Here is a 12,081-nt window from a genome sequence, read left to right as displayed (position 1 = left end):
CCTCAAGCAGGAATGCGGTCATGGCGCAGGCACGCCATCCGTTGTGGATGGCGTGCCTGCAGGTTGGGGCTACTTCACGAATTCGTTTGTATAGGTGTCAGCCAGCTTTATCTCCTTGTCCCCGACCTCCGGGTTGGCCACCTGCTGGGTTTTCAGGACCGCCTTGACGCCGTCCTCGGTAAAGGTTCCGTCCTTGCTGAGCGTCTTCTTCAGGTCCTCAATGACCTTGGCGTAAAGGGCCTTGTCTCCGCCGGCGAACTTCTCCGGCATTTTCGCGGCAATCTCCTCGCCGGAGTGGCCGTCGATGAATTCGAGGGTGCGCTTGATCGCCTTGGCGAGCTTGCCTGCGGTTTCCTTGTTCTGGTCCAGCCATTCGGTCTTGGCATAGAGGGAGGAGGACGGCCATGAGCCGGTGTCGAAGACTTCCTTCAGCCCCTCCACGGTCCGGACGTCTTCCAGAAGGACCGGATCGTGGCCTATCCGCTTTCCGAGTACGGAGATGTCTGGTTCGAGCATCACCGCGGCATCCACCTGGTTCTGCTCCACGGCGGCAACGGCAGAGGACCCGGCGCCGATGGCTGATACCGCGGCATCTGTCTGCTGCATGCCGTTCTTGGCCAGCAGGAGCTTGACGAACATATCGGTGGAGGACCCCGGTGAGGTCACGCCGACGTTCTTGCCCTTGAGGTCCGCAATGGACTTGATCTGGCCCTCGTTCTTGGGCGCCACGATGAGGGCAAGCCCGGACGACTCTCCCATGTCAACGAACGCCTTGATGGGCTGGTTCTTGGCCTGCATCTGGATGGTGTGCTCGTAGTATCCACTGGTGACATTTGTGCTGCCCCCCACCATCGCGGTGAGCGCTTTCGAGCCGCCCTGCAGGTCCTGGAGTTCGACGTTAAGGCCCGCCTCCTTGTAGTAGCCCAGTTCCTGGGCCAGCGTAGTGGGAAGGTAGGTCAGGAGAGTTTGGCCGCCGACGCCGATGATCACCTTGGTGCCTTCCCCGCCGCCGGCGGCACCGGTCCCGTTCTGGCCGGGAGGTGCAGCCGCAGGGGCTCCGCAGGCGGAGAGGGCGAGGGCAACGGAGGCAAGCAGGGTCAGGGGGCGGACGAGGCCGCGGCGTCGGTGCCGGATTTCGTTCTGTGTCATGGGATGTCCCTTTCAGGCGGTGATGGTGATGGGTTACGAGGACCGGGCCGGGCGCCACCTGAGGAGGTGCCGTTCGAGGCGGTTGACGAGGAGGTCGATGATCAGGACCACGAACATCAGGATGAACATGCCGGCGAAGACCCCCTTGGTGTCGAAGACACCCTGGGCCTGGGCGATCGCGTAGCCCACGCCGGCGGAGGCTCCGAGATATTCGCCCACCACTGCGCCGGTGATGGCAAAGCCTACGCTGATGTGCAGGCTGGAGAAGATCCAGGTCAGCGCGCTGGGGATGAAGACGTGGCGGAGTAGTTGCTTCTCCGTCGCCCCCAGCATGCGTGCGTTGTCCACGAGGACGCGGTCCACGCTCTTGACGCCCTCGAGGGTGTTGAAGAAGACGATGAAGAACACAAGGGTGAAACCGAAGGCGACCTTTGACCAGATCCCCAGGCCGAACCATAGAAGGAAGATCGGGGCCAGCACCACCCGGGGAAGGGCATTGAACATCTGCAGGAACGGGTCCAGGAGCCGCTCCAGGAATCGGACCCTCGCAAGGAGGAAGCCCAGGACCAAGCCGGCCGCCGCACCCGTCAGGAATGCGAGGATCGATTCCTGCAGGGTGATCCACAGGTGCGGGAAGACAAAGCCGCTGGAGATCCAGACCCATACGGTCATCAGGATGTCGGAGGGGAGGGGGAAGAAGAACGGGTCGATGACGCCAACGCGTCCCAGCAATTCCCAGGCGCCCAGGACAACGACGGCGAGGGCCAGTTGTCCCATCCGGATGGAGAAGTTCGACGCTTCACCCCTCTTGCGCTTGGGGCTCCGGACCCCCGACGTAGCCCGCTCCTTCCGGAGAGGAAGGCGTTGTGTCTTTTTGGAAACTGGTGCCACCGTCATGCTGCGTCGCTCTCTTCCTCTTCCCGTGCCGATTCATAGGTCTTGGAGACCTCGACCTTGAGGCGCCCCCAGATTTCCCTGTGGAGCTCGACGAACTTGGGATCGTCCCGGATATCAAGGAGGTCCCGGGGCCGGGGGATGTCGATCTCGTAGCTGCCGACGACGGTGCTGCCCGGTCCGGCCCCGAGGATGACCACTTCGTCGGACAGGGCAATTGCCTCGTCCAGGTCGTGGGTGATGAACACGACGGCCTTGTCCGATTCCTGCCAGAGCTCAAGGAGCTCGTTCTCCATGATCTGCCGCGTCTGTACGTCGAGCGCGGAGAAAGGCTCGTCCATCAGCAGGATGTCCGGGTTGACGATCCAGGCCTGGGCAACCGCGGTGCGCTTGCGCATGCCGCCGGAGAGCTGGTGGGGGTACCGGTCAGCGAAGTTCTTCAATCCCACCTTCTCGAGCCACCGGCGTGACTCGTCGTAGGCCTCGGCCTTGGAGACCCCGGCCATGGTGAGCCCGAGGCTGACGTTGTCGATGACCGACTTCCAAGGCAGAAGGGCGTCCTGCTGGAACATGTAGGAGGCGCGGCGGTTCACCCCGTGGACGGGCTCACCAAAGCTGTGGACAGTGCCGGACGAAGGATTCAGGAGTCCCGCCGCCATGTTGAGAATGGTGGACTTGCCCGACCCCGTCGGCCCAACGATGGAGACAAACCGTCCGGGCTCGACCTTGAGGTCGATGTCGCGGACGGCGAAGTACGATCCACCGCCGGGAGTTGCGAACTCCTTGGTGCATCCGTCGAGTTCAACCGCAAACTTGGAACGTTCAGGCTGTAAGGGGTGCGTCATTGCTGTTCTCCCGCTAACCACATTGTGAGTTGATCGCCATATAGTGGACGCAAGGCTAACAGTAACGTCTGTCACACTACAAGGGGAGCCGCGCGGAGCGGCCGTCATCATCTGAGCGAAGAAAGAACTCGAAACGAGCCATGAGCACAACCGAAAACGCCGCCGCCCCGTTGCTGGTGCTGAAGAAGATCACGTCCATCCTGGATGCCTTCTCGCTGGTGCGGCCCGAGATGAGCCTGGCCGAACTGCGGACAGAAACCGGGCTGCCCCACTCCACTGTGCAGCGCCTGGTGACCAATTTGGTGCACGAGGGGTTGCTCGACCGGCGTGGGGACCACTTCCGGATCGGGATACGCATGACCCACTGGGCGGCACCTGCCCGGCAGGGGCTGGATTTCCTGGAACTGCTGACGCCAGTGATACGGCGATTGCGCGATGAGCTGGGCGAGACGGTCTGTATTTTCAGGGAATCGCAGGGAAGCAGGGTTTGCGTCGCGCTGGCCGAGACCCGGCGGGTACTTCGACGTGCGGTTGAGGTCGGCGACATCATGCCGCTCCACGCCGGTTCGGCGGGGCGTGTATTGCTCGCCTGGAACACCGACCTGGCGGAGAAGGTCTACGGTTCAGGGCTCCGGTCCATCACCCATCAGACCATCACGGACGCAGTGAGCCTTGACGCCGCCGTCGCCAAGACCCGCGCAGACGGTTTTGCCATCACCACCGGAGAGCGGGTTTCCGGGGCAAGCGGCCTGTCCGTTCCCATTTTCGGCCCCCAGGCTGAGCTCTACGGTGCACTTACCGTCATGGGGCCCACCATGAGGATGCCCTATGACGTGTGCGCTTCCTGGATAGAACCCGTCATCGCGGCCGCTGCGGAAGGCACGCGGCTGATCGGCGGAAGTCTTCCACCGGAGGCGGAGCCCATATCGTGATTTGATGTTCACAATATGATGCATTGAGTGCATACTGGTTTCCTGCACCACGGGGAGCCGCCGGCGTCTGTCCGTGTGTACTGCCCGCTGGGTCTGCATCAGGAATCAGGAGTTGAAATGTGATGAAGGTTTTCGAAACCGGCACTAAGGACCGCGGCAAGGACGCTGCGGACGGGCACGGGCACAGGAACGCGCAAGACACACCGTCAACTCCTGCAAGCAGGGCCGAAAATATGGCCGATGGTGCCGGTCCTCTGTCCGGGGTGCGTGTTCTCGAACTGGGCTCCTTGATCGCGGGCCCTTTCGCAGGACGGCAGATGGCAGACTTTGGCGCCGAAGTCATCAAGGTCGAATCCCCTAACCGGCCGGACCCCATGCGCGAATGGGGCCGTGCGCGGGTCAACGATCATCCCCTGTGGTGGTCGGTGCAGTCCCGCGGCAAAAAGTGCGTCACCCTGGACCTGAAAGCCCCGCGCGGCCGGGAGCTCTTTCTTGAGCTCTGCAAGGAAGCCGACGTCATCCTCGAGAACTTCCGCCCGGGCACCATGGAAAAGCTTGGCCTCGGCCCTGACGAGCTGTGGAAGATCAATCCCGGCCTCATCATCGCCAGGGTCTCCGGATACGGTCAGACTGGTCCGGAAGCGTCAAAGCCGGGTTATGCCTCCGTCGCCGAAGCGCGGGGCGGATTGCGGCACCTGAACGGCTACCCCGATCAGCCGCCTCCCCGGACAGGAATCTCCCTGGGGGACAGCCTCGGCTCGCTGTATGCCCTGCAGGGGATCCTGCTGGCGCTGTACTGGCGGGATGCCCGCGGGGGTACTGGCCAGGTGGTCGATGTGTCGCTCGTCGAGGCGTGCTTCTCGCTGCTGGAGAGCGCTGTACCGGACTACGCCGCCACCGGTATTGTTCCCGGACCCAGCGGCTCTGGACTCAAGGGGATAGCGCCGTCGAACATCTTCCAGTCCAGCGATGGCAAGTGGGTTGTCATAGCGGCCAACCAGGACTCGGTCTTCGTGCGCCTCGCCGCCGCGATGGGCATGCCCGGCCTCGCAGAAGACCCGAGATACCGCGATCATGCGCAGCGGGGCCGCAACCAGGAGGAGCTTGAAAGCGTCATCGCCGATTGGGCAGTGCAATACTCCGCCGGCGAGTTGGTCAACCGGCTCGATCAACACGCTGTTCCGAACAGCATGGTGAGCACCGTTGAGGACATCTTCGAGGATCCGCAGCTTAAAGCCCGGGACATGCTCGTGGAAGTGGCTGACGAGGAGCTGGGCGCCGTGGTCCAGCCGGGAATCGTCCCCAAGCTCACGCGCTCCGCTGGCCGGATTGGCTGGAACGGGCCTCTCGTGCATGGATCCCACAATGCCGACGTGTACCAGGGGCTCCTGAACCTCACCGAAGAAGAGCTGCAGAACGCGCGTAGCGAAGGAGCGATCTGATGGCGTTTGCCCATGGAACCAGGCCCGTCTCAATCGTGGACGTTAGCCCGCGCGACGGCTTGCAGAACGAGAAGACCCCCGTCAGCACGGAAGACAAGGTCACGCTCATCAGCGAGCTGATCCGGATGGGTGCGCAGCGGATCGAAGCCGTCAGCTTTGTGAACCCCAAAGCCGTTCCCCAGATGGCCGATGCCGACGCCGTGATGGCGGCGGTCCCGCGCACCGAGGCCGTGAGCTACATCGGTCTGGTGCTCAACACCAGGGGTGCCTTCCGGGCCGTCGACGCCGGTGTGGATGAAATGAACTATGTGCTCCCGGTGACCGATGCATTCGCGACGGCCAACCAGAACACCACAGTTGCTGCAGCGCTGACGGCGCTGGAGGAAGTGTCTGACATCGCTGCCTCGGCATCCATTCCACTCAGCGTTACAGCCGCCGTCGCCTTTGGCTGCCCCTACCAAGGTGATGTCCCGATAGGACAGACCCTCGAGGTTGTCCGCAGTGCAATTGGCCGTGCGGACTTGGCGGAGGTGGCGTTGGCCGACACGATTGGCTGCGCCGTGCCGTGGCAGGTGGGTGAGGCTTTCGCAAGGCTGCGCGAGGAAACCGACCTGCAGTTAAGGGCCCACCTCCACGAGACCCGCCATACTGCGCTGGCCAATACTTATGCGGCGATGGCATCGGGCGTGGATGTGTTCGACAGCAGCGTCGGCGGTCTCGGAGGCTGCCCCTTCGCCCCGGGCGCAGCCGGAAACATCTCCACGGAGGATCTCGCGTGGATGCTCGGGCGTGCCGGCTTCCAGACAGGCATCGACCTGCAGAAAGCAACGGAACTGGGCCGCTGGATCTGCGGCCTGGTCGGTACGAATCCGCGTTCCGGGCTGGCCGGGGCGGGAGTGTTCCCCGCGGCAGCCTAAGGCGGGGTACTTAGGCAGGGGGTCGTCTTGTCGCAGCAAACGACGCGGCCGCTGCGCCGCCCGCACAGTGCGGGTGGTGCAGCGGCCGCTTTAGCCTGCCGGGTGGGACCCCTCCCTAAGACAGGTTGCCCAGGTATCCGTTCGGGTCCAGGACATACTTCGTGGCGGCGCCGGCGTCGAATTCGGCGTACCCACGCGGGGCGTCCTGGAGTGAAATGGCCGCGGCGTTGACAGCCTTGGCAATCTGGATCCTGTCATGCAGGATCGCCATCATCAGTTGCCGGTTGTACTTCATCACCGGGCACTGCCCGGTGGTGAAGGACAGGGACTTCGCCCAGCCGGTTCCCAGGGACAGGGACAGGCTGCCCTTCTGGGCTGCCTCGTCCGCGGCACCCGGGTCCCCGGTGACGTAAAGCCCGGGAATGCCAACGGAGCCGCCGGCGGCCGTAATGTCCATGAGCGAATTGAGCACGGTGGCGGGCGCCTCCTGGGCGCCGTGACCGTGTCCACGGGCCTCGAAACCGACAGCGTCGATGCCGGCGTCGACTTCCCGGACGCCGAGGATCTGCTCGATCTGGTCTGCCGGGTCGCCGTTGGCCACGTTGACGGTTTCGCAGCCAAAGGACCGGGCCTGGGCCAGGCGGTCCTCATTGAGATCGCCTACGATGACCACCGCCGCCCCCAGCAGCTGGGCGCTGGCCGCCGCGGCAAGCCCCACGGGACCTGCGCCGGCAACGTAGACGGTGGACCCGACGCCCACACCTGCCGTGACTGCGCCGTGGAAACCGGTCGGGAGGATGTCCGAGAGCATGGTCAGGTCCATGATCTTCTCCAGGGCCTGGTCCCGGTCGGGGAACCGCAGCAGGTTCCAGTCCGCATAGGGGACCAGGACGTACTCTGCCTGCCCGCCAACCCATCCGCCCATGTCGACGTAACCGTAGGCGGACCCGGGGCGGTCCGGGTTCACGTTCAGGCAGATTCCGGTCTTGCCCTCTTTGCAGTTCCGGCAGCGTCCGCAGGAGATGTTGAAGGGGACCGAGACGATGTCCCCTACCTTGATGAACTCGACGTCGGGCCCGGTCTCGATGACTTCCCCGGTAATCTCGTGCCCCAGGACGAGACCGGCCGGGGCGGTGGTGCGTCCACGGACCATGTGCTGGTCCGACCCGCAGATGTTGGTGCTGACGGTGCGCAGGATGACCCCGTGCGGGACCTTCCGGCCGACGTTGATGGGATTGACGCCTGGCCCTTCCCTGAGCTCAAAAGTGGGATAAGGGGTGTCGATGATTTCGACGATCCCAGGTGCCTTGTACGCAACGGCTTTGTTACCTGACATGGATTGGCTCCTTGGTTGGCGATCGAATGCTCACAGAAGGTCTGATGCTGGCGGCATCAGACCTTCTGGGAGGCAGTTGTTATCAGTTTTCGTGAAGCAGATGGGGGCATGGGCAGGTGTAGCGACTAGGCATCGATCACCAAGTCGGTCTGCGCTGTGGAGCAGCAGGGAAGGAACTTTCCTGCATCGATCTCACGTTTCCGGATACCGCCCTGGTGGTTCATGTCGACGTCCCCGGAAAGCTTGACGACCTTGCAGGAACCGCACATGCCTTCCTGGCAGTTCGCCCCGATTCTGACGCCGGCGCGCTGTGCCGCCCCGAGAATCTGTTCGGTCGGATCGATGCGTACATTGATGCCTGTCCGCATGAAGGACATGGTGAGGCTGCCCGTTCCCACAGTGTCGAAGCTCGAGGCGTCGGGGACCTCGGCCTCCGGCGCAGACTCCGAGGAGGTGGCGGTCGCGTCCGGCTCGACCGCTTCCAGCGGAAGCCCTGTGGCCGGCAAGGTTCCTTCGGCGTCGTAGCCGGGCTCGTAAAGACCGAACGCGGTGGGCTGGCCTTCAAAGTAGTCCTCGGCGGAACCGGCGATTTCCTCCGCGATCTCCTCGGCAATGTCCGACGCAAGCGCGATCTCTGCTTGGTATTCAAGGAGCGTCTTGCGGTCACCCGAGAAGAATTCCATGTAGATGGAGGTGTCATCGACGCCGACCTTTTTCAGGAGCTCGGTGGCACTGTTCAGGTAGCCCTCGGGCCCGCAGGCGTAGACCTGGCGGCCGTTGGCGTCGGGAGCAACCTGGTCGAGCATGGCTGCGGTCAGCCGTCCACTGAGCCCTTCCCACCCTTCGGGCTTGCTGCGGTCGCCCAGGGAGTAGAAGACCTTGACCCGCGAGTCCACGGAAGCGATGTAGGCCAGCTCCCGGTGGAAGGCAAAGCCGCCGGCTTCGGCTCCGTGGTAGAGCACCACAACATCAGCATGGCCGGGCAGGGAGTGGATGGTCCGCACCATGGACATGATGGGCGTGATGCCTGCGCCGGCGGCCAGCAGGAGGTAACGCGCCCGCCGGTCGGCATCGGGCAGGTGGAATGCCCCCACCGGTCCGAGCATCTCGAGGACGGTGCCGGGTTTGACGTTCTCATGCACCCAGGGTGAGACCAGACCCGTAGGATCGCGTTTGACGCTGATGCTGAACGTCCAGGGCTCCGTGGGCGAGCTGGACAGCGAGTAGCTGCGGTCCACCGGATCCTGGTCGTCGCCGTTCACGGGAAAGGCTACGTTGACGTACTGCCCCGCGCGGAACGCCAGGGGTGCGCCATCGCAGCGGCGGAACACGAAGGTCATGATGTCCCCGGCCTCGGGAACAGTCTCCACGCATTCGGCCATGAACTCCTGCGGGTGCCAAGGACCCAGTGCACGGGCAGCGCGGGCAGGTGCCTCGGTGCTGCCCATCACCCGGTTCCATGGCATCTCAAGACCGCGGATGCGCTGTGGTTCCTGGATCACTGTCTCAATGAGGAGTTCGGTCATGCCAAGTGCTCCTGCACCCGCTGCACGTACCAGTTGATGAAGGCCTCCACCTGGTATTCGCTCTTCATGTAGGGGCCTGGCTCGTAGGCGGGGCTGGCAGCGCCCTGCTGGCACAGCTCCACGAACGCCTTGTCCTGCAGGTTGGTCTGCTTCCAGGTATAGGTAAGTTTCTCCAGGTCGTAGTCCACGCCTTCCTCGGCGTCGTCAGCCACCAGCCAGGTGGTGCGGACCAGCGACTGGTGTTCGTTGATCGGGAAGACACCGAACGTGATGACGTGGTCGCCAAGGAAGTGGAACCAGCTGTTGGGCTGCAGGTGCATGGAGCAGCGGCCCAGCCGGAAGTCCGGCAGGTCGCCGAGCAGCTTCTTGGACAGCCGGCGCCCGTCGGCCGAGAATGACTCGCCTTCGCCGTCGAGGGATTCGCGTGAGATGCGGATTCCGGCGATGCGGGTGTCAAGCTCCTCGACCACGTCGTAGGGCAGGCCATAACGGCGGCAGCGCTCCTCGAGGGAAGACTGGGCTTCCTTGTTGCGGTCCCATACTTCCTCGAGGTGGGGCGGGATGAGGCCCTCGGTCAGGCCCCATGTGGGAAAGAGCGAACAGGCGAGTTCCGGGTGTCCGTCGCAGTGGTAGCACTCACGGTTGTTCTCCATGACGAGCTTCCAGTTGCCCTCTTCGATGATGTTCTGCTGGTAGGCGATCTTCGTCTTGGACAGGTCGTGTGGCGCGAGGTAAGGCTCGAAGATCTTGGCGGTCTCGTCGAAGTCTGCGGGCGGAACGTCTGCGATGCAGACGAAGATGAGTCCGGCAACCTCGCGGCTGTGGGCGCGCTTGAGGGCGAAGCAGTTCTTGTCGAACTTGGCTTCGCCGGGAGCGGAGGCGTGGATCAGGTTGCCCTCGGGGGAGTAGGTCCAGGAGTGGTAGCCGCAGACAAGGTTTCCGGTGGAACCGGCGGCTTCGGTCAGAACACGCGCACCGCGGTGGCGGCAGACGTTGTGCAGGACGTTGACGTCTCCCTCGTCGGTGCGCAGCACGATCAGGGAGTAGGGGCCGTAGTCGACCGTGATGTAGTCGCCCGGCTCCGGCAGCTCGGCGACACTGCCGGCAAAGATCCAGTGCTGGCCGAAGATGGCTTCCATGTCGATCTTGAAGATCGTGGGGTCGGTGTAGAAGGGGGCGTCAAGGGAGTAGCCCGTGCGCCGGAACTCGAACAGCGCAGCGATCTCTGCAAGCTGCTCGGCAGGCAAAGTCGAAGCGAGTTTTCCGCGTGAGTTGAGGGGCACGTTCACTGGAGCAGTCATTTTTTCTCCCGGAGGGCTGTGTAGTAGGCGAGACGTAGGGACCACGGAGTCGGTGGCGGCAACCGGCGTCGTCGAAACGTTGTGGTCATGAGATTAGGGAGGATCGCACTGCGACAGCGTCCTGGACGAACACCCTGCCGTACGCGCTGTACGCAACATCGATCACCATATGCAACAGTGTGACTCGTGACACCCTTGCTGTCAATCTATTAACGGAAGCGGTTTGGAAGTGCGGATTCGCGGGGAAATCGGAGGTCCTGGGGCGCGGGGAAATTGATCCTTCTGCACTGGCCGCCGCCGCCCACCATGGCCGCTGCGGAGGCCGGGTGTGAGCGGGGGGCGGGTACGGATTTGAGTACGACGGCGGCGCCTGCCTTGAGAGGCTTCGACCAGTTACGTCTTGGTCCACTTGCGGACCAAGGAGGAATAAAAACGCCCATCGTTGCCTTGTTCCTTACGAGGCGCCGGCCGATGGTGGCCTCACTCGAAAGGACCCCCTTGCCTGTAGCTTTCATTCCATTCACCATGCGCGCTTCCGCCCGTGACGGCCACGGCCGCACCTTCCGCACTGACATCGAGCGGCTGGCCGACGGCCACCTCCGATGGACGCCCCTGGATATGTTGAAGTCCACCAACACGCAGGCCGAGTTCCGCGGCGCGGTTCCCAAGGGGCCGCATACCGCCGATGATGCGAGCCTCGCGCAGTATCTCGAAGACCGCCTGGCAACGGACGACATCCATTTGAATCTCAGCGTCAGCATCGAGCGGTAGAGATTTCAGGCACGCCCCGGACCGTCTATGGTCCGGGGCTTTTTGCGTCCACCGCCCTGGTGCCGGCCGCGACCTCAGATGCGGCCCTTCCCCGGAAGTAGTTCCCGAGCGTGACGGCGCAGCCAGCCGGGCGGGGCTGCCGGCTGGGCCGTGGTTTCCTGTCCGGGTCCGCGGGCGAGGCCCACACGGGCATCGCCGACGAGGTGCACGAGTATGCCGACCAGGAGAAACGCGGCGAGTACCAGGGCGCTGGTGGCGATGACCGCCGGCCAGCCGCCGTCGAGCCCCGGGTTGAGGAAGTCGTAGGGGTACCAGCCGTCGAGGCCGCCGCGCACCCAGGAGAAGATCAGGAACACCCCCGGGTAGCAAAGCCAGGCGAGGGGCCGCCGCCACGGGCCACGGACGGTGCGCGTGACCAGGAGCCAGTCGAGCCCCGCGACCAGCGGTGCGATGCGATGGGTGACCATCCACGGCCAGTACATGTCCAGCGTCCACCACGGTTCACCAGGCGGAGCCACGAGCACCACATAAATAATGCCCGTCATCACCAGGTAGAACGCGAGGGCGCCACAGAGGTGGTCCCACCACTGCGGCAGCCGCGCACGCGGCCGCGCGGCGGACACGAGGAACACGAGCCCGAGGGCGAGGTTCGACTGGAACGTGAACTGGGAGATGAGCTGGGGGATGTCGACGGAGTTGCCGGGCTGGGTTGCGTCGTATAGCTCCTGGCCGAGGGCCGCGAGCATGGCAAGTCCGGCGCCGCCACGTATTAGACGGATCCAGGGGCGGTCCGGATGCAGCGCCCGGTGGCACCGAGGTTGCGTTGAACCGGAGGACTCAGCGTCGGCACGTGGCTCATGGCATCAGCGTAGTGTTGCGCCAAGCCGGGCCCCAGGGTCCAAAGGACCGGCTTGCCACCGACCGCCGCCTCAGCCACGGTTCGCGTCAGGAAGCACGGGGGATCGCAC

At 64.0% G+C, this 12,081-nt stretch carries 11 protein-coding genes; 4 read left to right on the top strand and 7 right to left on the bottom strand.

Annotation, left to right across the window (positions count from 1 at the left end):
* Nucleotides 1-69: 69 nt before the first annotated feature.
* The 3 genes from AC3IMC_RS12150 to AC3IMC_RS12140 form a co-directional block, all read right to left on the bottom strand.
* Nucleotides 70-1,149, bottom strand: coding sequence for an ABC transporter substrate-binding protein (locus AC3IMC_RS12150; protein WP_490918810.1), 1,080 nt, complete (start codon nt 1,147-1,149; stop codon nt 70-72).
* Between the two features lie 33 nt (nt 1,150-1,182).
* Complete coding sequence (locus AC3IMC_RS12145; protein ID WP_490918809.1) at nt 1,183-1,926, bottom strand: ABC transporter permease; 744 nt, start codon at nt 1,924-1,926, stop codon at nt 1,183-1,185.
* Nucleotides 1,927-2,042: 116 nt separating this feature from the next.
* Nucleotides 2,043-2,888 (bottom strand): ABC transporter ATP-binding protein, encoded by an 846-nt coding sequence (locus AC3IMC_RS12140; RefSeq protein WP_490918808.1) that lies wholly within the window; start codon nt 2,886-2,888, stop codon nt 2,043-2,045.
* Nucleotides 2,889-3,028: 140 nt separating this feature from the next.
* On the opposite strand from AC3IMC_RS12140, the gene AC3IMC_RS12135 reads away from it, so the two are divergent.
* The 3 genes from AC3IMC_RS12135 (at nt 3,029) to AC3IMC_RS12125 (ending at nt 6,179) form a co-directional block, all read left to right on the top strand.
* A complete protein-coding gene (locus AC3IMC_RS12135) occupies nt 3,029-3,820 on the top strand; it encodes an IclR family transcriptional regulator (protein ID WP_490918807.1) in 792 nt (263 codons plus the stop codon).
* 122 nt (nt 3,821-3,942) lie between these two features.
* Complete coding sequence (locus AC3IMC_RS12130) at nt 3,943-5,262, top strand: CaiB/BaiF CoA transferase family protein (RefSeq protein ID WP_490918806.1); 1,320 nt, start codon at nt 3,943-3,945, stop codon at nt 5,260-5,262.
* A complete protein-coding gene (locus tag AC3IMC_RS12125) occupies nt 5,262-6,179 on the top strand; it encodes a hydroxymethylglutaryl-CoA lyase (protein ID WP_490918805.1) in 918 nt (305 codons plus the stop codon). Before AC3IMC_RS12130 ends, AC3IMC_RS12125 begins: the two co-directional genes overlap by 1 nt.
* 115 nt (nt 6,180-6,294) lie before the next feature.
* On the opposite strand, the gene fdhA is transcribed toward AC3IMC_RS12125, so the two are convergent.
* From fdhA to AC3IMC_RS12110, 3 genes are all read right to left on the bottom strand, one after another.
* Nucleotides 6,295-7,515: a formaldehyde dehydrogenase, glutathione-independent gene (gene fdhA, locus AC3IMC_RS12120; RefSeq protein WP_490918804.1), complete on the bottom strand. Its 1,221-nt coding sequence runs from the start codon at nt 7,513-7,515 to the stop codon at nt 6,295-6,297.
* A gap of 125 nt (nt 7,516-7,640) precedes the next feature.
* The gene (locus tag AC3IMC_RS12115) at nt 7,641-9,041 is read right to left on the bottom strand and encodes a ferredoxin reductase (protein ID WP_490918803.1); all 1,401 of its coding nucleotides are present in this window, start codon (nt 9,039-9,041) and stop codon (nt 7,641-7,643) included.
* Entirely contained in the window at nt 9,038-10,342 is a 1,305-nt protein-coding gene (locus AC3IMC_RS12110) for an aromatic ring-hydroxylating oxygenase subunit alpha (protein ID WP_490918802.1), read from the bottom strand. The genes AC3IMC_RS12115 and AC3IMC_RS12110 overlap by 4 nt, the downstream gene beginning before the upstream one ends.
* 498 nt (nt 10,343-10,840) lie before the next feature.
* Here AC3IMC_RS12110 and AC3IMC_RS12105 point away from each other — a divergent pair, with 498 nt between their 5' ends.
* The gene (locus tag AC3IMC_RS12105; protein ID WP_490918801.1) at nt 10,841-11,113 is read left to right on the top strand and encodes a hypothetical protein; all 273 of its coding nucleotides are present in this window, start codon (nt 10,841-10,843) and stop codon (nt 11,111-11,113) included.
* A 74-nt stretch (nt 11,114-11,187) separates the two neighbouring features.
* Here AC3IMC_RS12105 and AC3IMC_RS12100 read toward each other — a convergent pair whose 3' ends face one another.
* Nucleotides 11,188-11,859, bottom strand: coding sequence for a Pr6Pr family membrane protein (locus tag AC3IMC_RS12100; RefSeq protein ID WP_490918800.1), 672 nt, complete (start codon nt 11,857-11,859; stop codon nt 11,188-11,190).
* Nucleotides 11,860-12,081 lie beyond the last annotated feature (222 nt).

The sequence above is a fragment of the Arthrobacter sp. E70 genome (genome assembly GCF_058266945.1).
This window is presented reverse-complemented; position numbering and strand designations above follow the sequence as displayed.

Coding starts and splice junctions, on each gene's coding strand:
- AC3IMC_RS12150 (WP_490918810.1), bottom strand. CDS start 1,149: ATGACACAGAACGAAATCCGGCACCGACGCCGCGGCCTCGTCCGCCCC.
- AC3IMC_RS12145 (WP_490918809.1), bottom strand. CDS start 1,926: ATGGGACAACTGGCCCTCGCCGTCGTTGTCCTGGGCGCCTGGGAATTG.
- AC3IMC_RS12140 (WP_490918808.1), bottom strand. CDS start 2,888: ATGACGCACCCCTTACAGCCTGAACGTTCCAAGTTTGCGGTTGAACTC.
- AC3IMC_RS12135 (WP_490918807.1), top strand. CDS start 3,029: ATGAGCACAACCGAAAACGCCGCCGCCCCGTTGCTGGTGCTGAAGAAG.
- AC3IMC_RS12130 (WP_490918806.1), top strand. CDS start 3,943: ATGAAGGTTTTCGAAACCGGCACTAAGGACCGCGGCAAGGACGCTGCG.
- AC3IMC_RS12125 (WP_490918805.1), top strand. CDS start 5,262: ATGGCGTTTGCCCATGGAACCAGGCCCGTCTCAATCGTGGACGTTAGC.
- fdhA (WP_490918804.1), bottom strand. CDS start 7,515: ATGTCAGGTAACAAAGCCGTTGCGTACAAGGCACCTGGGATCGTCGAA.
- AC3IMC_RS12115 (WP_490918803.1), bottom strand. CDS start 9,041: ATGACCGAACTCCTCATTGAGACAGTGATCCAGGAACCACAGCGCATC.
- AC3IMC_RS12110 (WP_490918802.1), bottom strand. CDS start 10,342: ATGACTGCTCCAGTGAACGTGCCCCTCAACTCACGCGGAAAACTCGCT.
- AC3IMC_RS12100 (WP_490918800.1), bottom strand. CDS start 11,859: ATGCTCGCGGCCCTCGGCCAGGAGCTATACGACGCAACCCAGCCCGGC.